Origin of the sequence: Brevundimonas vesicularis (assembly GCF_014204545.1) — a bacterium.
Taxonomy (GTDB): domain Bacteria; phylum Pseudomonadota; class Alphaproteobacteria; order Caulobacterales; family Caulobacteraceae; genus Brevundimonas; species Brevundimonas vesicularis_B.
The window spans coordinates 1400244-1422275 of the sequence record NZ_JACHLJ010000001.1 but is presented as its reverse complement, the minus strand read 5'-3'; the positions used below and the strand labels follow the sequence as shown (position 1 = coordinate 1422275).

The 22032-nt window shown below is 69.2% G+C and carries 25 protein-coding genes; 20 read left to right on the top strand and 5 right to left on the bottom strand.

Annotated elements, in window-relative coordinates; genetic code table 11:
- Positions 1 to 35 precede the first annotated feature (35 nt).
- The 4 genes from HNP47_RS07200 (at position 36) to HNP47_RS07185 (ending at position 3033) form a co-directional block, all read left to right on the top strand.
- Entirely contained in the window at positions 36 to 1076 is a 1041-nt protein-coding gene (locus tag HNP47_RS07200) for an acyltransferase (RefSeq protein WP_184278897.1), read from the top strand.
- A gap of 153 nt (positions 1077 to 1229) precedes the next feature.
- Positions 1230 to 2402, top strand: a complete 1173-nt coding sequence (locus tag HNP47_RS07195; RefSeq protein ID WP_184278896.1) for a phage portal protein — start codon at positions 1230 to 1232, stop codon at positions 2400 to 2402.
- The gene (locus HNP47_RS07190) at positions 2399 to 2629 is read left to right on the top strand and encodes a hypothetical protein (RefSeq protein ID WP_184278895.1); all 231 of its coding nucleotides are present in this window, start codon (positions 2399 to 2401) and stop codon (positions 2627 to 2629) included. Before HNP47_RS07195 ends, HNP47_RS07190 begins: the two co-directional genes overlap by 4 nt.
- The gene (locus HNP47_RS07185; RefSeq protein ID WP_184278894.1) at positions 2626 to 3033 is read left to right on the top strand and encodes an HK97 family phage prohead protease; all 408 of its coding nucleotides are present in this window, start codon (positions 2626 to 2628) and stop codon (positions 3031 to 3033) included. The genes HNP47_RS07190 and HNP47_RS07185 overlap by 4 nt, the downstream gene beginning before the upstream one ends.
- Positions 3034 to 3231: 198 nt before the next feature.
- Here HNP47_RS07185 and HNP47_RS07180 read toward each other — a convergent pair whose 3' ends face one another.
- Entirely contained in the window at positions 3232 to 4050 is an 819-nt protein-coding gene (locus HNP47_RS07180) for a hypothetical protein (RefSeq protein WP_184278893.1), read from the bottom strand.
- 6 nt (positions 4051 to 4056) lie between these two features.
- On the bottom strand, positions 4057 to 4383 hold the full coding sequence (locus HNP47_RS07175) for a hypothetical protein (RefSeq protein ID WP_184278892.1): 327 nt from the start codon (positions 4381 to 4383) through the stop codon (positions 4057 to 4059).
- Positions 4384 to 4549: 166 nt separating this feature from the next.
- Between HNP47_RS07175 and HNP47_RS07170 the strand changes: the two genes are divergently transcribed.
- From HNP47_RS07170 to HNP47_RS07135, 8 genes are all read left to right on the top strand, one after another.
- Positions 4550 to 5788: a phage major capsid protein gene (locus HNP47_RS07170; RefSeq protein WP_184278891.1), complete on the top strand. Its 1239-nt coding sequence runs from the start codon at positions 4550 to 4552 to the stop codon at positions 5786 to 5788.
- Positions 5789 to 5969: 181 nt separating this feature from the next.
- Entirely contained in the window at positions 5970 to 6233 is a 264-nt protein-coding gene (locus HNP47_RS07165; RefSeq protein ID WP_184278890.1) for a head-tail connector protein, read from the top strand.
- A 2-nt stretch (positions 6234 to 6235) separates the two neighbouring features.
- Complete coding sequence (locus tag HNP47_RS07160) at positions 6236 to 6526, top strand: head-tail adaptor protein (protein ID WP_221414935.1); 291 nt, start codon at positions 6236 to 6238, stop codon at positions 6524 to 6526.
- Positions 6523 to 6936 (top strand): DUF3168 domain-containing protein, encoded by a 414-nt coding sequence (locus HNP47_RS07155; protein WP_184278889.1) that lies wholly within the window; start codon positions 6523 to 6525, stop codon positions 6934 to 6936. The genes HNP47_RS07160 and HNP47_RS07155 overlap by 4 nt, the downstream gene beginning before the upstream one ends.
- 165 nt (positions 6937 to 7101) lie before the next feature.
- The gene (locus HNP47_RS07150) at positions 7102 to 7512 is read left to right on the top strand and encodes a phage major tail protein, TP901-1 family (RefSeq protein WP_055753040.1); all 411 of its coding nucleotides are present in this window, start codon (positions 7102 to 7104) and stop codon (positions 7510 to 7512) included.
- Positions 7513 to 7600: 88 nt separating this feature from the next.
- Positions 7601 to 7879 (top strand): GTA-gp10 family protein, encoded by a 279-nt coding sequence (locus tag HNP47_RS07145; protein ID WP_184278888.1) that lies wholly within the window; start codon positions 7601 to 7603, stop codon positions 7877 to 7879.
- Positions 7876 to 8052 (top strand): phage tail assembly chaperone, encoded by a 177-nt coding sequence (locus HNP47_RS07140; RefSeq protein WP_409360142.1) that lies wholly within the window; start codon positions 7876 to 7878, stop codon positions 8050 to 8052. The genes HNP47_RS07145 and HNP47_RS07140 overlap by 4 nt, the downstream gene beginning before the upstream one ends.
- The gene (locus HNP47_RS07135) at positions 8042 to 8566 is read left to right on the top strand and encodes a phage tail tape measure protein (RefSeq protein WP_184278887.1); all 525 of its coding nucleotides are present in this window, start codon (positions 8042 to 8044) and stop codon (positions 8564 to 8566) included. Before HNP47_RS07140 ends, HNP47_RS07135 begins: the two co-directional genes overlap by 11 nt.
- A 54-nt stretch (positions 8567 to 8620) precedes the next feature.
- Here the strand turns inward: HNP47_RS07135 and HNP47_RS07130 are convergent, their stop codons facing one another.
- Entirely contained in the window at positions 8621 to 9322 is a 702-nt protein-coding gene (locus HNP47_RS07130; RefSeq protein WP_221414934.1) for a DUF805 domain-containing protein, read from the bottom strand.
- Positions 9323 to 9420: 98 nt separating this feature from the next.
- Between HNP47_RS07130 and HNP47_RS07125 the strand changes: the two genes are divergently transcribed.
- The 8 genes from HNP47_RS07125 to HNP47_RS07090 all read left to right on the top strand — a co-directional run bounded on the left by HNP47_RS07125 (position 9421) and on the right by HNP47_RS07090 (position 19783).
- Positions 9421 to 10032: a DUF2460 domain-containing protein gene (locus tag HNP47_RS07125; protein WP_184278885.1), complete on the top strand. Its 612-nt coding sequence runs from the start codon at positions 9421 to 9423 to the stop codon at positions 10030 to 10032.
- Positions 10033 to 10035: 3 nt separating this feature from the next.
- Positions 10036 to 10683: a DUF2163 domain-containing protein gene (locus HNP47_RS07120; RefSeq protein WP_184278884.1), complete on the top strand. Its 648-nt coding sequence runs from the start codon at positions 10036 to 10038 to the stop codon at positions 10681 to 10683.
- Complete coding sequence (locus tag HNP47_RS07115; protein ID WP_311770041.1) at positions 10680 to 11429, top strand: NlpC/P60 family protein; 750 nt, start codon at positions 10680 to 10682, stop codon at positions 11427 to 11429. The genes HNP47_RS07120 and HNP47_RS07115 overlap by 4 nt, the downstream gene beginning before the upstream one ends.
- Positions 11430 to 15167, top strand: a complete 3738-nt coding sequence (locus HNP47_RS07110) for a glycoside hydrolase/phage tail family protein (protein ID WP_184278883.1) — start codon at positions 11430 to 11432, stop codon at positions 15165 to 15167.
- 38 nt (positions 15168 to 15205) lie between these two features.
- Positions 15206 to 16132, top strand: coding sequence for a DnaJ C-terminal domain-containing protein (locus HNP47_RS07105; protein ID WP_184278882.1), 927 nt, complete (start codon positions 15206 to 15208; stop codon positions 16130 to 16132).
- A 46-nt stretch (positions 16133 to 16178) separates the two neighbouring features.
- On the top strand, positions 16179 to 17342 hold the full coding sequence (locus HNP47_RS07100) for a phosphoserine transaminase (protein ID WP_184278881.1): 1164 nt from the start codon (positions 16179 to 16181) through the stop codon (positions 17340 to 17342).
- Positions 17343 to 17568: 226 nt separating this feature from the next.
- The gene (locus HNP47_RS07095) at positions 17569 to 18864 is read left to right on the top strand and encodes an adenylosuccinate synthase (RefSeq protein WP_184278880.1); all 1296 of its coding nucleotides are present in this window, start codon (positions 17569 to 17571) and stop codon (positions 18862 to 18864) included.
- 139 nt (positions 18865 to 19003) lie between these two features.
- A complete protein-coding gene (locus HNP47_RS07090) occupies positions 19004 to 19783 on the top strand; it encodes a response regulator (protein ID WP_184278879.1) in 780 nt (259 codons plus the stop codon).
- Between the two features lie 44 nt (positions 19784 to 19827).
- On the opposite strand, the gene rpoH is transcribed toward HNP47_RS07090, so the two are convergent.
- Both rpoH and HNP47_RS07080 read right to left on the bottom strand, forming a co-directional pair.
- On the bottom strand, positions 19828 to 20715 hold the full coding sequence (rpoH, locus tag HNP47_RS07085) for an RNA polymerase sigma factor RpoH (protein ID WP_026108409.1): 888 nt from the start codon (positions 20713 to 20715) through the stop codon (positions 19828 to 19830).
- Positions 20716 to 20945: 230 nt separating this feature from the next.
- Positions 20946 to 21965, bottom strand: coding sequence for an RluA family pseudouridine synthase (locus HNP47_RS07080; protein WP_184278878.1), 1020 nt, complete (start codon positions 21963 to 21965; stop codon positions 20946 to 20948).
- Between the last annotated feature and the right edge of the window lie 67 nt (positions 21966 to 22032).

The window sequence follows — 22032 nt, the reverse complement described above, 5'->3', positions numbered from 1 at the left end:
TGTCGCGCGCGCTCGCGCAGTGGTAACCGTGGCGGATGGGGGAGCGGCTTTACGGGGTGCAGGCGCTGCGGTTCGCGGCGGCGACGGCGGTGGTCGTGACGCATGCCGTGGACCTTGCGGGGACGCGGCTGGGGCTGGAGACGGTGCTGTCCAGCGGGGCGCTGGAGAACTTCGGCGCCGTCGGCGTGGACGTGTTCTTCGTCATCAGCGGCTTCATCATCGCCACGACGACACAGGGTCAGACGGGCATGGGCGCGACCGGGGCCTTCCTGTGGCGGCGGTTTCGACGGGTGGCGCCGATCTACTGGCTGCTGTGGCTGCCGATCCTGATCGGCATGGCGCGGGGCGGGACGCTGAGCCCAGAGGTGGCTGTGGCGACCTTCCTGTTCTGGCCGTTCAGCGGGCTGGAGATGACGTTTCCGGCGCTGGGACCGGGGTGGACCCTGTGTTTCGAAATGCTGTTCTACGCCGGGTTCGGCCTGGCCATAGCGGGCGGCCGGCGGGTCGGCTGGGGGCTGGTCGGGGTCTATGCGGCGATGCTGGCGGCCGGATTGGTCGTGGCGGCGCCGGTGCTGAGGTTCTGGGGCGCGCCGATCATTCTGGAGTTTCTGTTGGGCGTCGGGATCGCCTGGGTGTGGCGGTCGGCGCCGCGTCGGCTTGGGGTGTGGGCGGTCGCTCTGGCGATGCTCGGCTTCGGGTTGGGCCTGGTCGTCGGCTATGGCGGCATCGACGATGTGCGGGCGCTGAACGATCCGTGGAACGGGTTGAGGCGGGCAGCGGTCTGGGGGTTGCCCAGCGCCCTGCTGGTGTTCGGCGTGGTGAGGATGGAGCGGGTGGATCGGGCGCCGGGGCGGCTGGGGCGGGCGGCGGCCTTCATGGGGGATGCGTCCTATTCGATCTATCTGGTCCATGTGCTGGTCATCCGGGCGCTGGGAAGGCTGTTTGAGAGCGGGATGGTCGCCCTGCCGGGGGATGCGGTGGTGGGGCTGACCGTGATCGCCAGTCTGGTGGCGGGGGTTGCGGTGCATCTGTGGGTGGAGCGACCGCTTTTGAAGATCCTCCCCCGAGCCGTGTAGCGGCACGGGGGAGGGGGACCGCGCGAAGCGGGGTGGAGGGGGCGGAAACGGGTTGGGTGTGAGACGGTTGGCAGAGCGCGCGCCGTCGCCCCCTCCACCGCTTGGCGGTCCCCCTCCCCCGCTGGCGGGGGAGGACATAAAAAGGAGATTGCGATGGTTTCGATCCGGTGGCCGTTCGGCCAGGCGGGGCGCGTGGGCGCGCCTGAAGGCAAGGAGAGCCGGGCGGGCGGGGTGATCGCCTTGTCGGGGGTGGGGCGGCCCAGGTGGACGCCCAACGACTACGCCAGCCTGGCGCGCGAGGGGTATCAGAAGAATGCGGTGGCCTATCGCTGCATCCGCATGATCGCCGAGGCGGCGGCGGCTGCGCCGTTCGCGGTGTTCGTGGACGGGGCGCGCGACGAGGCGCATCCGCTGGCGAAACTGATCCGACGGCCCAATCCCGAGCAGTCGGGGGCGGAGCTGATGGAGGCGGTCTATGGCGCGCTGCAAGTGTCGGGCAACGCCTATGTCGAGGCGACCGGAGATGCGGACGGGGACGGGGCGCCGGACGAGCTGTGGGCGCTGCGGTCGGACCGGGTGAAGGTGGTGCCCGGCCGGTCGGGCTGGCCCGAGGCGTGGGATTATTCCGTGGACGGACGGTCGGTTCGGATCGGGCGGGCGGCGGACGGCTGGGCGCCGGTGATGCACCTGAAGCTGTGGCACCCGCTGGACGACTGGTACGGGCTGTCGCCGATGGAGGCGGCGGCGCAGGGGGTCGATGCGCACAATGCGGCGGGCGCCTGGAACAAGGCCCTGCTGGACAATGCGGCGCGGCCGTCGGGGGCGCTGGTCTATGGGGCGCGCAACGGCGAGCGGCTGACGGACGGGCAGTTCGAGGCGCTGAAGGATCAGCTGTCGAACGTCTATGCCGGGGCGACGAACGCCGGGCGGCCGATCCTGCTGGAAGGCGGGATGGACTGGAAGCCGCTGAGCCTGACGCCGGCGGAGATGGATTTCACGGCCGGCAAACATGCGGCGGCGCGCGAGATCGCCCTGGCGTTCGGGGTGCCGCCGCAGCTGCTGGGGATACCGGGGGACGCGACCTACGCCAACTACCGCGAGGCCAATGCGGCCTTCTGGCGACAGACGGTGATCCCGCTGGTGCGGAAGGCGGCGGGGGCGATGACGGGCTGGCTGGGCGAGCGGTTCGCCGGGTGCGAGGTGCGGGCGGACCTGGAGGCGGTGGCGGCGTTGCACCCCGAGCGGGACGCCCTGTGGGCGCGGCTGGAGGGGGCGAGCTTCCTGACCGACGAAGAGCGTCGGCGGATGGCGGGGGTGGGGGCGTGACCGAACATCAAATCCGGCGCGTGCCGACGGCGTTGCTGATCGCCGTGGTCGTGCAGACGGTGGGCGGCCTGGTCTGGGCGGGGGGCGCCGCGGCGCGGATCGCGACGCTGGAGCAGCGGGTCGGGGAACAGAGGCTGGTCGCCGAACGGCTGGCGCGGTTGGAGGTCCAGGGCGAGGCGACGGCGGCGGCGGTGGAGCGGATTGAGCGGCGGTTGGAGGGGAAATGAGCACCTTGGCGATCGAAGGCTACGCCTCGCTGTGGGGCGTGGCGGATCTGAACGGGGACGTGGTGCAGGCGGGGGCGTTTGCGGACAGTCTGGCCAAGACGGGCGCTGAGGGGGTGCGGATGCTGAACCAGCACGATGCGCGGGCGCCGGTCGGGGTCTGGGAGCAGATCATCGAGGATGCGCGCGGCCTGTTCGTGCGCGGCCGGATCGAGGACTGGTCGGCCGAGGCGCGGTTCGCCGGGGCGTTGAGCCGGGCCGGGGCGCTGGATGGGCTGTCGATCGGCTACCGCACGGCGCGGGCCCGGCGTCAGGGACGGCTGCGCGTGCTGAGCGCGGTCGAGCTGTGGGAAGTGTCGTTGGTGACGTTTCCGATGCTGCCGAGGGCGCGGTTCAGTTTGGCTTGAGGGTCGGGCAGAGACTTGGAGACGACGACGGCCGGAGGCGCATCCGTGGTCTCTCCGCAATGTTGACCCGGCACGACACGCACGGCCACTGCGCGCACGGCGTCGGATCGTTTGGGATGAAAGAACAATCCAAACACGGCGCTCCCCTTCTAGCTTTGAGTTGGGAAGCGAAGCCGGGGCCGCAAGGCCGCGCCAGTTTCAGTTTGGCTTGAGGGCCTGGAAAGCGCCGTTGCGGTCGAGGGTTTCGGCGAGGGCGGCCATCTGGGCGCGGCCCTTCTTGCCGTGGATGTAGCGCAAGGCCCAGCCAGCGAGCACCAGGCCGAAGATCCAGCCGACGTGCAGAACCAAGTGGGCGAACAGGATGAAGACGGCCGCCAGCGCATAGGCGCCGAGATAGACCAGGGCCAGCTGGCCGCCGCGCGAGGCCGTGGGGTTGGACAGGCCGGCGATGATCTCGGCCAGGCCCGGCGAGGCGGCGGCGGACGGCAGGGCGTGATCGGAGGGCTTGGATGCCGGTTGGGGCGCGGGTTTGGGTTGCGCTTTTGGCGCGGCCTGGGCGGCGGGCGCAGCGGTCGGTCGGGCGGTGGGTCTGGGCCTGGGCGGGATCGGATCCGGCGCGCGCCGGGCGGGGCGGAACAGGATCGAGCGGCCGGCTTCGTCGACGGTGAAGACCTCTTCGAAGGCGGTGGTCGAGAAGTCGATGGCGCGGGTGTCCTGGCCATAGCTCTGGCCATGCAGGGCCGTCAGCCGGCCCTGGCGCAGCTCGATCTGGAAGCCGACGGGGTCGGGCAGGCCGGCGACCATGGCATGGACGGTGCCGAATAGGCCGGTGGCGTCCGGGTTGGCGGTCGCGCGGTCCGCATCGACGACGATCTGGGAATAGAGACCGGCGCCGGTGTTGCGACGCAGTCCCGGCGAACTGGCGGCGACCTGTGCCCGCAGGTCCGGCACGCTGTCGCCCATCTGCCAGATCATGGCGTCCATGACGGCGCTTTCCAGGGGCGTCAGGTGGGACATGGGGCGCTAGGACGACTTGGATGCAGCTTTGCGACGCAGCATCAAAACCACGATGCCGACGATCAGGACGAGTATGGCAACCTGCGCCGCGCGGTAGGGCAGGCCGCTTTCGCCTTGAGCCTCCGCGCCGCGATGCAGGGCGGCAAGGATGATATCGGTAATCGTGTAGAAAATGACCGGAAGGCCAATGGCCGCCGCCCATGGCCAGCGGGCCACACGTCGCGGCCCTGCTGAAAGCGTGCCGGGCGGGAAGAGGATCGCGAAAAGGATCAGCGCGGCTGCATGAAGCAGCGGGCTGTAGAGATCGGCTTCGACGAAGATCGGCGCGGGCATGAGGCGAGCCTAGCGGTCGCCTGAAGCCGCCGCAATCACAGGTTTCGGGCGGCCGATGACGGCCGCTCGCGAAATGGGAAGGTCGCGACGCGGCCGCCCCCTCCACCGCCTTCGGCGGTCCCCCTCCCCCGCATCGCGGGGGAGGATCGTTTCAGCAGGAGACACCATGAAAGAGACCAAACAGGCTTCGGGCCAGCCCGAGGCGCGCGATGTCGTGCGCGAGATGATGGCGGCGTTCGAGGCGTTCAAAGGGGCGAACGACGTCCGGCTGGGCGAGATCGAGAAGAAGGCGGCGGCCGATGTGCTGCTGGAGGAGAAGGTGGCGCGCATCGACCAGGCGGTCGCCTCGGCCCAGGCGCGGCTGGACCGGGTGATGAGCCAGAGCCGTCGCCCGGCGATCGGCGGCGAACCGGCCGAGCCGGCGTCTGCGCCCGAAGCGAAGGCGGCGTGGGACGGCTATCTGAAGACGGGACAGTCCCCTCATTTGGCCAGCGGTCTGGAGGTCAAGGCGGGCCTGTCGGGCGGGGCGACCTCGGGCGGCTATGTGGTGCCGTACGAGACCGAACGGGCCATCGAGCGGCGTCTGATGGCGGCCAGTCCGATGCGCGAGATCGCCACGGTGCGCACCGTGGCGGCCGGCGTGTTCAGAAAGCCGGTTTCGACGGCGGGCGTGGCCTGCGGCTGGGTGGCGGAGACGGCCGCACGGCCCGAGACGGACCCGGCGACCCTGGCCCTGCTGGAGTTTCCGTCGGCCGATCTCTACGCCAATCCGGCGGCGACGCAGGCGTTGCTGGACGACGCCATGGTCGATCTGGACGAATGGCTGGCGGCCGAGGTCGAGGACGCCTTTGCGGCGCAGGAGACCGCCGCCTTCGTCAATGGCGACGGGGTGAACAAGCCCAAGGGTCTGCTGTCCTATCCGACCGTGGCGGACGCGGGCCAGGTCTGGGGTCAGATCGGCTATGTCGCCTCGGGCGCGGCGGGCGGCTTTGCGGCGACCAGTCCGGCGGATCGCCTGATCGACCTGATCTATGCGCCCAAGGCCCAATATCGTCCGAGCGGCCGGTTCGTGATGAACCGCAAGACGGTCTCGGCCGTGCGCAAGTTCAAGGACGCGGACGGCAACTACATCTGGCAGCCGGCGACGCGGTTGGCCGAGACGGCGAGCCTGCTCGGCTATCCGGTCACCGAGATCGAGACCATGCCGGATGTGGCGGCGGGCAGCCTGTCCATCGCGTTCGGGGACTTTCAGCGGGGGTATTTGATCGTTGATCGCGCGGGGGTGCGGGTGCTGCGCGATCCCTATTCGGCCAAGCCCTATGTGCTGTTCTACACGACCAAGCGCGTGGGCGGCGGGGTGCAGAACTTCGACGCGATCAAGGTGATGAAGTTCAGTGCGAGCTGATCTGATTGCGCTCGTTTCTCCCTCCCCCTGCGGGGGAGGGCAGGCCGCGTAGCGGCCGGGTGGGGGCGGCAAGGCAACCGGATACGGATTTCCTGGCCCTCCCCACCCGGTCTCGCCTGCGGCTCGACCACCCCCCCCCCGTGGGGGAGGGAGAGGTCTGATTTTTTTAATGGAGATTGCCATGGCGCAGCCGGTGACGGTGGCGGAGGCGAAGCTGTTTCTACGGGTCGAGCATGAGGCCGAGGACGGGTTGATCCAGACCTTGATCGAGGCGGCGCAGGCGAAGGTCGAGGGGGATGTGGGGTTGGGCCTGACATCGACCTCGCCGGCGCCGTTGCGGCTGGCGATCCTGATGCTGGTGCTGCGGGCCTATGAGCGGGGGGAGCCGGTGGCGGTCGAGCCGGTCGAGGGCTGGTTGGCGCCGTATCGCGTGGTGCGGTTGTGAGGATGTTGGCGGGGCTGTTCCAGCCGGTGGAGGCTGAGACGGCTTACGGCGGGCGGAGCGTGACGTTCGAGGCGGTGGGGTCGGCTTGGCTGAAGTGCGGGGCGCGCAGCCAGACCGAACGCGGCGAGGGCGATCAGAGGCGGGCGGTCGAGACGATGGGCGCGGAGGCGCGGGCGGATCCTCGGCTGGCGGTCGGGCGGGTGCTGCGCTTCGGCGGGGCGGACTGGCGGATCGTTGCGACCCAGGATGTGCGGCCGGGGCGGGTCAGGCTGGATCTGGAGCGGGTGCGATGAGGGATCATGAAAGCGCGTTGCAGAAGGCGGTGCTGGCGGCGCTGAAGGGGGATGCGGCGGTCGGGGCGCTGCTGGGCGGGCGGGTGTTCGACTTCGCCGCTCTCGGGGCGCCGGAGGACGTTGCATTTCCGCATCTGGTGATCGGGCGGTGCGAGAGCCGGCCGGTGGCGGCCGACGGGGGCGGGGTCGAACAGAGGCTGACCCTGACGGGCGTGTCGCGGTTCGCGGGATCGGAAGAGGCCAAGGCGGTGGCGGCGGCGGTGCGGGCCTGTCTGCACGAGGCCGTGCTGGAGGCCGACGGGGTGCGAACGGCGACCCTGAGGGCGACATTTGCGGACGTGTTCCGCGCGGGCGACGGGCGGCGGACCTATGCGGTCGTGCGGCTGAGGGCGGTCACGGAAGAGATTTGATCCTCCTCCGCGACAGCGGGGGAGGGGGACCATGCGTAGCATGGTGGAGGGGGCGAAAAGCGGACCGGGTGTGGAAATCAGGCGATGGAGCGCGTGTCCGCCCCCTCCACCACTTCGTGGTCCCCCTCCCCCGTTTCGCTGCGCTTCACGAGGGAGGATTGAGCGATGACGGCACAGGCCGGCAAGGACATGTTGCTGAAGATCGAGGGCGCGCCGGGCGTGTTCACGACGGTGGCGGGGTTGAGGGCGCGGACGATCTCGTTGAACGCCAAGACGGTGGATGCGACCGACGGAGACAGCGCGGGGCGGTGGCGCGAGCTGCTGGCTGGCGCAGGCGTGAAGTCGGCGGCGGTGTCGGGGCAGGGCATCTTCCGCGACGCGGCGTCGGACGCCCTGGTGCGCGAGGCCTTCTTCGATCAGGCGGCGAAGCGGTGGCGGCTGATCGTGCCGGACTTTGGGGTGCTGGAGGGACCGTTCCTAGTGGCGGCGCTGGAATACGCCGGCGAGCACGAGGGGGAGGCGACCTTCGCCCTGAGCCTGGCCAGCGCCGGGGCCATCGGGTTCAGCGCGATATGACTGTGTGAATCGTGAAGCGTGAATCGTGAGGAGAAGCATCGATCACGCATCACGATTCACCGCTCACGAAATCGAACTTGGAGATGTGATGAACGGCGTTCGGGGTGAAGTGCTCGTTGAAATCGGCGGCGCGCGGCGTCGGGCCTGTCTGACGCTGGGGGCGTTGGCGGCGATCGAGACGGGGCTGGATGTCGATGGGATGGCGGCGGTCGCCGAGCGAATGAAGACGCTGTCGGCGCGGGATTTGATGATCGTGCTGGCGGCGGTGTTGCGCGGCGGCGGGGATGTAGAGCCGGAGGTGGCGGCGGTCGATCCGCGCGAGGCGGCGGTCGCCGTAGCGCAGGCGTTTGCGGCGGCCGCCAAGTGACGCCCTGGGGCGAGATGTTGCGGTTGGCGGCGGCGCTGGGCGTGGCGCCGGAGGCGTTCTGGCGGCTGTCGCTGAAGGAGTGGCGGATGTTGACGCAGGCGCCGCGCGGCACGGCGCCGCTGGGGCGCGAGGGACTGGCGCGATTGATGGAGGGTTGGCCGGATGGCGGATGAGTTCGGGCGAGACGGGATCGATCAGGTCGCGCTGAGAGCGGCCGAAGCCGGGGCGGCGCTGGAGGCGCTGAAGGCGCCGGCGCAGGAGGCGGCGGACGCCATCGAGGCGGCGTTCGGGCGGGCGGGCGACAGTCTGACGCGATCGCTGGCGCGGGCGGCGGCGGACGGGGAGGTGTCGCTGGCCGAACTGGCGAGGGCGGTGCTGAATGCGGTCAATGCGGCGGCGGGATCGCAGGGCGGCGGGCTGAGCGCGGCGATCCAGTCGGTGATGTCCAGCTTCGGCGGGGCTCGGGCGGACGGCGGGCCGGTGCTGGGCGGTGCAGCCTATCTGGTCGGCGAGCGCGGACCGGAGATATTTCGGCCGACGACGGGCGGCGAGATCGGGCCGGTCGGCGGTGGGGGCGTGACGGTCAATGTGGCGGTGGACGGCGGGGCGCCGGCCCTGCTGCGGTCCGAGGCGCAGATCGCCCAGATGCTGGCGCGGGCCGTCAGCCTGGGCGCCAGGCGGATTTAAAAACGCCGCCCCGTCGAAGACGGGGCGGCGCTGAAGTCACTCGGGCGGTAAGACTTATTCGCCCTTCGGGTTCGGGCCGAAGCGGTTCTCGCCCTTCTGGCTGTCGACGACGCCGATCCAGATCAGGAATGCCAAGCCCGAGAGGCCGGCGATGGCGAACAGGCCGATGGCCGGGCCCATCAGGGCGAAGACGGCGGCGGGATTGCCCTCGTAGTAGTCTTCCGAATAGCCGTTGGCGACGGCGGCGGCGATGACCATGGCGAAGCCGGCGAAGAAGGCGACGACCGAGCCGACCCAGGGAATGGCGATCAGCCAGCCGGTCTTGCCCATGTCGTGCAGACGCTTCACCGAAATGGCCAGATTGGGCCAGATCAGCACGATGCCCAGCAGATTGATGATCGGGATCCAGCTGATGACGACGTTGACGCCCAGCAGGATCAGCCAGCCGATCCAGAAATGGCTGCGGCGGATGCGGCCCTCGAAGGACAGGAACAGCTTCTGCCAATCGAAACCGGCGACAGCGGTCGAGGTCGAGCTGGCATAGCCGCCGGCGACGCCGGTGGTGGTGGGCGAACCCGCCAGGATCAGGATCTGGGTGGCCGCGGCGCCTTCGGGGACGAAGTCGACGCGGACGCCGGCGGCGGGCACGGCGGGCGATTGCAGCGCAGCCGAGGTGAAGTCGTAACGGGCGCCGTCGTCGCCGCTGATCAGACCGATTCCGGTGGTGGTGTCGTAGCTGAGAATCTCGCCGCGCAAACGTGTCGCTCCCCTTGGGCATGCGGCCGAAGCTGGCCGTGCGGCGAGCATGAACGAGCGGCGATCCATGAACAAGTGAAACAGAGGACAGGTTCGACATGGCCTTTCACGAGGTGCGCCTGCCTGCGCGGCTGGCGTTCGGTTCGACCGGCGGGGTGGAGCGTCGGACGGAGATCACGACGCTGGCGTCGGGGTTCGAGCGGCGGTCCACGCCCTGGGCGTTGGGGCGCAGGCGGTATCTGATCGGGGCGAACCTGAGGTCGCTAGACGACATGGCCGAGTTGGTCGCCTTCTTCGAGGCGCGGCGGGGACGGCTGTACGGGTTTAGGTTCAAGGACTTTGCGGACTTCAAGTCGTGCGCGCCGGGTGGGGTGGTATCGTCTGAGGATCAGGCGCTGGGCGTGGGCGACGGGGTTCGGACCGCGTTCGATCTGGTGAAGCGCTACGGCGATGTGGAGCGGCCGATCGCCAAGCCGGTCGGGGGATCGGTGCGGGTGGCGCTGGGCGGTGTCGAGACGACGGCTTTTATGGTCGATCTCGTGACCGGGCGGGTGACGCTGGAGCGCGCGCCGGAGGCGGGTGTCAGCGTGACGGCGGGGTTTCAGTTCGACACGCCGGTGCGGTTCGATTCCGATCGGATCGAGACCACGCTGGAGAGCTTCGAGGCCGGACGGATGGCGGCGGTTCCTCTGATCGAGGTTCGGGTCTGAGCCATGCGCGACATACCAAACGAAATGGCCGCCCGCATCGAGAGCGGGGCGGCGACGCTTTGCCATGTCTGGCGGCTGGAGCGAGCCGACGGCGTGGTGATGGGGTTCACCGATCACGACCGGGACCTGGTGGTGGACGGCGTTGTCTGTCGGGCGGCGAGCGGCTGGACGGCGGGGGCGGGCGAGAGCGAGGTCGGGCTGGCGGCGGGGTCGGCTTCGGCGGCGGGGGTACTGGACGACGCGGCGATTAAGGAAGCGGATGTGGCGGCAGGGCTGTTCGATGCGGCGACGGTCGAACTATGGCGCGTGGACTGGGCGCGGCCGGATCTGGAGGTGCGGTTGTGGGTGGGGACGCTGGCGAAGATTCGGCGCCAGGGGGAGAGCTTCGTCGCCGAGCTTGAGGGACCCCTCGCCAAGCTGGAGCGGGTGGTCGGGCGGACCTATGGGCGGATGTGCGATGCGCGGCTGGGAGACCAGAGGTGCCGGGTCGCGGAGCCGGCGGGGCGGGTCTGCGACAAGCGGTGGGATACCTGCGTCGCGACGTTCGGGAATGGCGCGAACTTTCGCGGATTTCCGGACGTGCCGGGGGATGACTTCTTGACGGCCTATCCGGCCGGAAGTGCGCGAAACGACGGCGGGAGCCGGCGGTGAGGGGTAGGGCGACGACATCTCCCTCCCCGGAACGGGGAGGGTCGTCGCGGAGCGACGGGGTGGGGACGGCAGGGCGACCGGACACGCAATGCCGGGCCGCCCCCACCCGGTCTCGCCTGCGGCTCGACCACCCTCCCCCGGGGGGGGAGGGAAAGGGCTGTGCGATCGTCGCGGCCGCCCGGTCCTGGCTCGGCACGCCGTATCGGCATCAGGCCAGCATGAAGGGCGTGGGCGCGGACTGCCTGGGGCTGGTGCGTGGGGTGTGGCGCGAGGTGGCAGGCGAAGAGCCGGAGGTCTTGCCAGCCTATTCGGCCGACTGGGCCGAGGTCGGTGGGCGCGAGACGCTGCTGGATGCGGCGGGGCGGTGGATGCCGCCGGTTGAGGTCGATCAGATTCGGGCGGGCGATGTGTTGCTGTTTCGCATGTCGCCAGGGGCGGCGGTGAAGCACTGCGCCATTCTGAGCGACCTCGACGGACCGGAGCCGAGGATGATCCACGCCTATTGGGGACGGGCGGTGGTCGAGAGCTGGATGGGCGTGTGGTGGCGAAGACGGCTGGCGGCCGTGTTCCGGTTTCCTGTCCTCCACCGCGAAGCGGGGGAGGGGGACCGCGTGCCGCGTGGTGTAGGGGGCGAAAGTCCCACGAGTCTTGGTGAAGCAGGATCAGAGGTCGGGTGTGCGGTCGCCCCCTCCACCACTTCGTGGTCCCCCTCCCCCGTGAACGGGGGAGGATCTTTGGAGGCGTAGATGGCGCAAGTCGTTTTGAGCGCGGTCGGGCAGTCGGTCGGCGGGCCGGTCGGGCGGGTGATCGGCTCGACCCTTGGACGGGCGATCGACAATCGGGTGGTGGGCTCGCTGGGTCCGGCGCGGCAGGTAGGGCCGAGGCTGGAGACACTGAAGGTTCAGGGCGCGGCGGAAGGCGCGCCGATGGCCTGCGTCTTCGGGCGGGCGCGGGTGACGGGTCAGGTGATCTGGGCGGCGCGGTTCCTGGAAGGCAAGTCGAAAGGGCGGGCGGGCAAGGGCGGGCCGAAGACGGTCGACTATGTCTATTCGCTGAGCTTCGCGGTGGCCCTGTGCGAAGGCGAGATCGACGGGGTCGGGCGGGTCTGGGCCGACGGGCGGCTGATGGACATGACCGGCGTCGTGATGCGGCTGCATCGCGGGGGCGAGGACCAGACGGCGGATCCGCTGATCGCGGCGGTGGAGGGGGATGCGCCCGCGTATCGCGGGACGGCCTATGTGGTGTTCGAGGACCTGCCGCTGGGGCCGTTCGGGGATCGGGTTCCGCAGCTGAGTTTCGAGGTGTTCCGGCGGCCGAGGGGGCAGACGGCGCGGCTTGAGGACTTGCTTGAGGAGGTATGTCTGATCCCTGGGGCGGGGGAGTTCGCCCTGGCGACCGAGGCGGTGATGCGGCGCGAGGGGCTGACGCGGACGGCGGCGGAGAATGTGCACAATGGCGAGGGTGGGGCTGACCTGGTCGTGTCGCTGGACCAGCTTCAGGCGCAGCTGCCGAACCTGAAGCGGGTCAGTCTGGTGGTCGGGTGGTTCGGCAGCGACCTGAGGGCCGGGCAATGCGTTGTGCGGCCAGGGGTGGAGCGGCGCGACAAGCCAACCGAACCGCTGGTCTGGTCCGTGGCGGGCGTGGCGCGCGATGAGGCCTATGAGGTCAGTCAGGTGGACGGGGCGCCGGCCTATGGCGGCACGCCGTCGGATGAGAGCGTGCGGCAGGCGATCCGCGAGCTGAAGGCGCGGGGGTTGGAGGTGACCCTGTATCCGTTCGTCTTCATGGACTGCCCGGGCTATCCATGGCGGGGGCGTGTGGCGGGCGTGGATGGGGCGGGGGCGACGGCGGAGATCGCGGCGCTGTTCGGAGGGCCGGACGACTGGGGCTTGCGGCGGATGGCGCTGCACTATGCCCGGATCGCGGCGGATGAGAGGGCGGACGGCCTGTTGATCGGGTCGGAGATGCGGGGCGTGACCTGGACGCGGGATGCGGCCGGAGGTTTTCCGGCGGTCGATCAAATCCGGGCGCTGGCGGCGGAGTGTCGGGTGGTGGTCGGGCCGCGCGTGAAACTGTCCTATGCGGCGGACTGGAGCGAATATTTCGGGCGCCAGTCGGGCGGGGAGGCGGTGTTCCATCTGGATCCGCTGTGGGCCGATGCGAACATCGATCATGTGTCCATCGACTGGTATCCGCCGCTGACGGACTGGAGAGCCGGCGACGGCGGGGTCGATGCCGCGACGTTCGGCGGGGCGGCGGACCCAGTCTATCTGGCGGCGGGCGTCGCGGGCGGGGACGGGTTCGACTGGTACTACGCCAGCGAGGCGGATCGGGCGGCGCAGGTCAGGACGCCCATCGTCGATGGGGCGTATGGCGAGGACTGGGTGTTTCGGCCCAAGGACCTGAAGGGCTGGTGGTCGAACCTTCACCATGATCGGCCGGGCGGGGTACGGAGCGCTGTGTCGACGACCTGGATTCCGGGGATGAAGCCGGTGCGGCTGTCGGAGTTCGGCTGCGCGGCGGTGGACCGGGGCGGCAATGCGCCGAACCTGTTTCAGGATGCGAAGAGCAGTGAGAGCCGACTGCCGCCGGGATCAACGGGCGCGCGCGACGACGCAGTGCAGCGGGGGGCGCTGGAAGCGGTGCTGGGCCATTATGCGACGGCTGAGAACAATCCGGTTTCGGATGTCTATGGCGGGCGAATGCTGGAGGCGGCGGACGCCTGGTGCTGGGACGCGCGGCCCTATCCGGCGTTTCCTTCGCGGGGCGATGTCTGGGCCGACGCAGGGGCGTGGCGCGCCGGGCATTGGCTGAACGGACGGCTGGCCGGCGACGGGCGCGATCTGATCGAAGCGGTGCTGGCGCGAGGCGGGTTGTCGCCCCAAGAGATGGCGATCGAGGGTGTCGAGGGGTCGGCGGCCGGCTACGTCATCGACCGGCCGATGCGGACGCGCGATGCGTTGGAGCCGCTGCTGGCGGCGTTTGACGCGGTGGCGGCCGAGCGGAACGGAAAGGTCGCCGTCCTGGGGCGGGTGGAGACGGTGGTCGAGATCGCGGGCGAGGCGCTGGCCCTGCCCGATGGCGGGGCGGCGGAGACGGCGACGCGGACGCTGGAGCCCAGGGCGGGCGAGGCGCGGGTGCGGTTCATCGACGAGACGGCGGACTATCAGACCGGGGCGGTGGTCGTGCGGTCGGACGATGCGGCGGCGACGGCGGGCGGGGTCGATCTGGACTTGCCGGAAGTGTGCGGCAGCGGACTGGCGAAGGCGGCGGCGCAGCGGGCGCTGGACGGCGAGAGCCTGGAGATGAGAACGTTGGCGCTGGGGCCGCTGGAAGCCTTGCGGCTGGAGCCGGCGGACCGGGTGCGGCTGGAGGGTCGGTCGGACGACTGGCGCGTGATGCGGATTACGGCGGACGAGACGCCGTCGGCATTGTTGGAGCCGGTGACGGCCCGGCGGGCGGTCGAGGATGACGGCGTCTGGCGCGGGGGCGAGACGCCGGTCGTGGTCGGGGCGCCGTTCCTGAAGGTATTGGACCTGCCGCCCTTGATGGGGAGCGAGGCGGACGCGCGCCCCCTGATCGCCGTGGCGGCCGAGCCCTGGCGGACGATGCGGCTGCATGCGGGGCCGACCGCTGAGACTCTGACGGCGAGGGGCGATGTGGAGACGCCGGCGACGGTCGGGGTGCTGCTCGAGGCGCTGGGAGCGGGCGTGCGGCATCGCTGGGATGAGGCCAACGCCGTGGTGGTGCGGGTCGAGGGCGAGGCGCCGCAAAGCGCGGTCGAGGCGGCGGTGCTGGGCGGCGGCAATGCGCTGGCGGTCGAGACCGCTGTGGGCTGGGAGATCGTTCAGTATCGGTCGGCCTTGCTGGTCGGGAAGGGGACGTGGCGGCTGACGGGTCTGTTGCGCGGGCAGCAGGGGACCGAGGTGGAGATGCGGGCGGGCGCCGGGGCGGGGTCGGTCATGGTGTTTCTGGACGACCGGCTGGCGCGCGCGGAGATCGGGAGGGGCGAGCGGGGGTTGCCGCTGGTCTGTCGCGCAGGTCCGGCCGGTGCGGCGCCGGGCGGCGCGGGGTTCCGCGAGACCCTGTTCGTGCCGAGGGGCGTGCATGATCGGCCGTGGTCGCCGTCTGGTCTGACGGTCGAGACGTCGGCCGAGGGTCTGGCGATCCGATGGACGCCGCGTGCGCGGCTGTTCGGCGACAGCTGGGATGGGGAACCGACAGCGGTCGATCCGATGCGGTTCCGGCTGCGTGTGCAGTGTGGCGATGTCGTGGTGCGGACAATCGAGATGGAGGGCGCGTCGGCGTTCTATGCAGCGGCGGACCTGCCGGACGGTGCGACCGACACGGTGCGGATCGCCGTGGCGCAGTGGGGCGACGGGTTTGGCTGGGGCCCAGAAGCTGAAGTCGAGACGGAAATCCGGCGGTCTGACGAAATAGGACGGGTCCAGCCCTTTGCGCGGGGCGGGGCATGGCTTAACTGACGGCCTCTCGACCTTTTTCAGCTGGAGCGACAACGGACGTGGCAGGCGACCCCTACAAGGAACTGGGCGTTTCGAAGGGCGCGAGCGCGGACGAGGTCAAGAAGGCGTATCGCAAGCTCGCCAAGGAGCTGCATCCCGACAAGAACCCCGGCGACAAGATCACCGAGGACAAGTTCAAGCGGGTGACGGCAGCCTTCGACATCCTGGGCGACAAGGACAAGCGCGCCAAATACGACGCGGGCCAGATCGACGGCGACGGCAACGAACAGTATCGCGGCTTCGGCGGGGGCGGTCGCGCTGGCGGCAGCCCGTTCGGCCAGGGCGGCAATCCGTTCGGACAAGGCGGCGGGCCGGGCGGCCGCGCCAACTTCGAAGGCGTCGATCTGGACGACCTGTTCGGGATGTTCGGCGGGGCCGGGCGTCAGCGCGGCGCGCGGGACTTCACCTCACGCGGTCAGGACGTGAAGGCGACGCTGGACATCAGTCTGGAAGACGCCATCGCCGGGGCGACGCGGCGGATCCAGTTTTCGGATGGACGCACCCTGGACGTGACCATTCCCAAGGGGGCCTCGGAGGGCCAGACCATCCGCCTGCGCGGTCAGGGTTCGCCGGGGCGCGGGGCCGAGAACGGCGACGCCCTGATCGAGCTGAAGATCGAACCGCACCCGATCTACAAGCGCGACGGCGCCGACCTGACGATGGATCTGCCGGTGTCGGCGCCTGACGCGGTGCTGGGCGCCAAGGTGCGGGTGCCGACGCCCGAGGGCGTGGTGCAGATGACGCTGCCGGCCGGATCGAACTCGGGCAAGGTGCTGAGGCTGAAAGGCCGCGGCGCGTTTGCGCAAGGCAGACGCGGCGATCTGCTGGCGCGGGTGATGGTGACGCTGCCGGATGCGCCGGATGCCGAACTGACCGCCTTCGCCGAGGATTGGCGGGCCAAGCGGCCCTATACGCCGGGGCGGTGAGCGCGCTCAAGTCGCGTGAAGCGCGGTAGCGCCAAAGGAAAAGAGCATGAGCACGAAGCCTGATGTGAAGCCGGCGCGGCCGTGGTTTTCGGCGGGGCCGACGGCGAAGCGGCCGGGCTATGCGCTGGGCGGATTGCCGTCCGACCTGCTGGGGCGTGGGATCCGCGCGCCAGAGGTGGTGGAGCGGTTCGCGCATGCCCTGCGGCTGACGCGCGAGGTGCTGGAAGTGCCCGACAGCCATGTGATGCTCTACACGCCAGGGTCGGACACAGGCGCGGTCGAGGCGGCGCTGTGGGGGATGTTGGGTGCGCGGCCGGTGCAGGTCGTGGCGTTTGAGAACTTCGGCCTGACCTGGCTGGCGGACGTGAAGGATCATCTGGGGCTGGAGCCCGAGGCCCTGACGGCGCCGTGGGGCGAACTGCCTGATCTGAGCCAGGCGGATTGGTCCAAGGACGTGGTGTTCCCGTGGAATGGCACGACCTCGGGGGTGCGCGTGCCGGACGCCGACTGGATCGCCGACGATCGCGAGGGGCTGGCGATCTGCGACGCGACCTCCGCCGCCTTCGCCATGCCGCTGCGGTGGGACAAGCTGGATGTCGTGACCTTCAGCTTCCAGAAGGCGCTGGGTGGAGAGGCCGGTATCGGGGTGATGGTGCTGTCGCCGCGCGCGGTCGAGCGGCTGGACACGTTCCGACCGGATCGGGCGATTCCGAAACTGCTGCGGCTGACCGACGGCAAGGGACGGTTCGATCGGGCGCTGGCGGACGGGGTGGCGATCAACACCTTCTCGATCGTGACCATTGAAGACTGGATCGACGCCCTGGGCTGGGCCAAGGACATCGGCGGGTTGAGCGAATTGATCCGACGGACAGACGCCAGCTACGCCGCGTTGGCGCAATGGGTGGAGCGGACCGACTGGATCGCCTTCCTGCCGGATCGACCGGAGATACGGTCGACGACCTCCGTCTGCTTGAAGTTCACCGATGCGCGGATCGCCGCGTTGAACGACAAGGCGCAGAAGGCCTTTGTCACTCGGTTCAAGGCCCTGCTGGAAGGCGAGGCGGCGGTGTTCGACATGGAACCGCATCGCAATGCGCTGCCCGGCCTTCGGCTATGGTGCGGCTGCACGGTCGAGACGGCCGATGTGGTTGCGGCGACACCCTGGCTGGAATGGGCTTTCGAGACGGCTCTTCAATCCTCCCCCGAGTAGCAAAGCGGAACGGGGGAGGGGGACCGCGCGAAGCGTGGTAGAGGGGGCGGATAGCTCGCGGACTTCGTCTGTCAGATTCATGCGACTTGGCCCGTTGTTGAAGCGGCGTTCGCCCCCTCCACCACTTCGTGGTCCCCCTCCCCCGTAACGGGGGAGGATCTTACGGAGACATCGGACGATTCCCTCGCTATAGGCTGCGCCCGCATTCCAGTGCGGAGAGACGGTTTTGGCGAACGTAGCGGTGGTCGGCGCCCAGTGGGGCGACGAGGGCAAGGGCAAGATCGTGGACTGGCTGTCCAACCGCGCCGACATGGTCGTGCGGTTCCAGGGCGGTCACAATGCGGGCCATACGCTGGTCGTGGACGGCAAGGTCTATAAGCTGGCGCTGCTGCCCAGCGGCGTCGTGCAGGGCAAGCCGTCGATCATCGGCAACGGCGTGGTCGTCGATCCCTGGCATCTGGTCGGCGAGATTGAGAAGATCGCCGCCCAGGGCGTGACTATCAGCCCCGAGATACTGACCATTGCCGACAACGCCTGCCTGATCCTGCCCATCCACCCTGCGCTGGATGTGGCGCGCGAGGCGGCGGCGAGCGCGCCGGGCGCCAAGATCGGCACGACCGGGCGGGGCATCGGCCCGGCCTATGAAGACAAGGTGGGGCGTCGGGCCATTCGGGTCTGCGATCTGGCCAATGAAGACGACCTGAAGGTCAAGATCGACCGGCTGCGCTCGCACCACGATCCGCTGCGCGCCGGTCTGGGGCTGGAGCCGATCGACCCCGACGCGCTGCTGGCGCAGTTGCTGGAGATCGCGCCGAAGATCCTGCCCTATGTAAAACCGGCCTGGCGCGTGCTGGATCAGGCGCAGAAGGACGGCAAGCGCGTCCTGTTTGAAGGGGCGCAGGGCGCCTTCCTGGACGTGGATCACGGCACCTATCCCTATGTCACCAGCTCCAACACCGTGGCCGGTCAGGCGGCGGCGGGTTCAGGCATCGGGCCGCGCGGCGTCGGTTATGTGCTGGGCATCGTGAAGGCCTATACCACGCGCGTCGGAGAGGGCCCCTTCGCCTGCGAACTGGATGATGAGGTCGGCGAGCATCTGGCGACCGTTGGCCGCGAGGTCGGGGTGAACACCGGCCGCGCCCGCCGCTGCGGCTGGTTCGACGCCGTGTTGGTGCGCCAATCGGTGGCGATCAACGGCATCGACGGGATCGCCCTGACCAAGCTGGACGTGCTGGACGGGTTGAAGACGCTGAAGATCTGCGTCGGCTACAAGGTCGATGGCGAGGTGCTGGACTATCTGCCCTCGAGCCTGAAGGCCCAGGGCGCGGCCGAGCCAGTGTTCGAAGAGCTGGAAGGTTGGAGCGAAAGCACCGCCGGCGTCCGCAGCTTCAAGGACATCAACGCCAACGCTATCAAATATGTGCGCCGGATCGAGGAGTTGATCGGCGCCCCAGTGGCCCTGCTGTCGACCAGCCCCGAACGCGACGACACCATTCTGATGCGTGATCCGTTCCAGGGCTGAGGCCCTGAAGGGGGCGGCGTGAGGCGGCGGACTACGCAGAAAGACCTATTCAACAGGTCTTAACCCGTGGGCGGTAAGGATAATGGCTCCAACTTCGGAGTCTGATGTGTTCGCCGCAAACGCCAGAACCATAAGCCGCATGGAGCCCTCGCTTCGTCGGGTGGTCATCGTGGACGCCAATCTGTCGTCGGCGCGACTGCTGACGGACATCGTGAAGGGCATGGGTGCGCGCGAGGTCTATTCCGAGGGTGACGAGGAACGCGCGCTGGAGCTGCTGCGCGACGTCGAGCCGGGCGTGATCTTTACAGAACGGTCCGGAGACAAGCTGAACGGCGAGACGCTGGCGCGGCGCATTCGGCGCTCAAGCATGTCGTGCCGCATGTCGCCGATCATCATGGTGACGGGCGAGGCGACCGCCGCGGCGATCAAGGGCGCGCGCGACGCCGGAATCCACGAGTTCCTAAGAAAGCCGTTCACGACCGGCGACCTGTTCAAGCGGGTCGAGAATGTGACGTTGAAACCCCGGCCTTGGATCGAGGCCGTCGGCTATGTCGGGCCGGATCGTCGCCGGTTCAACTCAGGTGAATATTCAGGCGCCCGCAAGCGCCGCAGCGATGGCGCGGCCGGAGGCGGCCCTGCCGAAATCCGCGATCAGGCGTCGCGAATCCTGGTTTCGGCAATGTCGCAGTTCGAGCAGGATCCGTCGCAGGCGACGCGCGCAATTCGCCAACAAGCCGAGACGCTGAATGGTCTGGCCATCAAGACGGCGGACGCGCGACTGGCGATGGCTGTGGCGACATTGCAGGCCTATGTGGCCAGCGGTCAGGTGACGAAGGCGGGACTGGCCCAGCCAATCGGCACGGTGGTGACGGCTGCGAGAGCGGCCAATGAAGCGGCGCCGGTGGCGCGCGCGTCGTGATGGATGGTCCGCCGCGCTGTTGAAGCCGCAGCGGACCGAGTTGCTCAGGCGTCGACCAGGTTCCGCTCTTCGGCGGCGGCGCGCATGGCTTTCTGTAGCTTCTCGAAGGCGCGGACCTCAATCTGACGCACGCGCTCGCGCGAGACGCCGTACTGGCCGGCGAGCTCTTCCAGCGTGACCGGATCGTCCTTGAGGCGACGTTCCGTAAGAATGTGCTTCTCACGATCGGTCAGCTCTTCCATGGCCTCCTGGAGGAGGCTCATGCGGATGCCCTTTTCCTCGTCGTCGGCGAGCTGGGTTTCCTGAGACACGGCCGTGTCATCGGCCAGCCAGTCCTGCCACTCGCTTTCGCCGTCGGCGCGCAGAGGGGCGTTCAGCGAAGCGTCGCCGCCGAGACGGCGGTTCATGTTGGTGACCTCTTCCTCCGTCACGCCCAGTTTGGTGGCGATGGCGGCGAGGTGTTCAGGATGCAGATCGCCTTCCTCGAAGGCCGAGATCTGGCTCTTGGCCTTGCGCAGGTTGAAGAACAGTTTCTTCTGCGCTGCGGTGGTGCCCATCTTCACGAGCGACCAGCTGCGCAGGATGTATTCCTGGATCGAGGCGCGAATCCACCACATGGCGTAGGTCGCCAGGCGGAAACCCTTGTCGGCGTCGAATTTCTTGACGGCCTGCATCAGGCCGACGTTGCCCTCGGAAATGACTTCGCCGATCGGCAGGCCGTAGCCGCGATACCCCATGGCGATCTTGGCCACGAGACGAAGGTGCGAGGTGACGAGTCGGTGGGCGGCTTCAGGGTCCTGGTGCTCAGACCAACGCTTGGCGAGCATGAACTCCTCGTCCTTGGTCAGCATCGGAAACTTGCGGATTTCCGTCAGATAACGCGACAGGCCTTGTTCAGGCGACATCACCGCGAGCGTACTATTGGCAGCCATATACTGGTCCCTCCGACCGTCTTGAACGAGCGGGCTCTTCGTCATCGGCCACGGTGTGTGCGCCGACGTCTCACCCCTCAACCGGTGAAGTGGCGATGGGTTGCCGCCATTTTTAGAGGCGGATCGTCACACGAAAGCGTGACCGTGGCCCTGGCGCCACTCGCGCCGATCGACGTCCTATATAGAACTTTGTCAGTTGCTATTCAAGACCTGCTCGAATGGGCGGCTGTTCAGAGATCGGCGAGGCGCGTTTCAAGACGCTGCATGTCGGACGGCGGCGCGGTCTCGAAGCGAAGCGCCTCGCCCGTGACAGGATGGACAAAGCCCAGGACGGCGGCGTGAAGGGCCTGACGCACAAGGCCCGCTTCCGCGATGGCGGTGCGAACGGGGATGGCGGGGCTGCCCGAGCCATAGGTCGCGTCGCCGAGGATGGGCGCGCCCTTGGATGAGAGGTGGACGCGGATTTGATGCGTGCGGCCGGTGTGCAGGGTGCAGGCGACACGCGCAGCCATCGGCGCGCCGCCAGCTTTCGCGGCCTCCCCGAAGATCGCCTGAACGACATAGTCGGTAATGGCCTCGCGACCGCCAGCCTTGAGGACCGCCATCTTCTTGCGATCGCAGGTGGAGCGGCCGATGCGGGTGTGGATGCGCCCGGTCGCGGGCGACGGCGCGCCGCGTGTGAGGGCGATGTAGGTGCGCTCGATGTCGTGCGCAGCGAACAGGGCGGAGAGGCCGGCGTGGGCGCGGTCGGTCTTGGCGGCGACCATGACGCCGGAGGTGTTCTTGTCCAGCCGGTGGACGATGCCGGGGCGGGCGACGCCGCCGATGCCCGACAGGCTGTCGCCGCAATGGGCCAGCAGCGCATTGACCAAGGTGCCGTCCGGCGTGCCGGGCGCGGGGTGGGCGGCCATGCCCGCAGGCTTGTCGATGACGATAAGCTCGGCGTCCTCGTAGAGGACGATCAGGGGGATGGCCTGGGGCTGGGGCGTGGCCGGCGCGATGGGCGGCAGGGCGACCGCATAGAGGCCGGGCTGAGCTTTGGCGGAACCGCCGGTGAGAACCGCGCCATCGCGACTGACGGCGCCCTCGGCCAGCAGGGCCTGGAGCCGGGCGCGTGACAGGGTGGGGAAGGCGCCGGCCAGGGCCTTGTCCAGGCGAACGCCGGCCGCGTCGATGCGGGCCTGCAGCACCTCGGCGGGCGCGCCGGTCGCGGGGTCTTCGTCTTCGTCGATCAGATCTTGGGCGGACACGTCGTCTCCCTAGCACGACCGGCCGCTTGCGCGAGGGGCGCGGGTGAGGTGATAGTCAAGCTTGGGG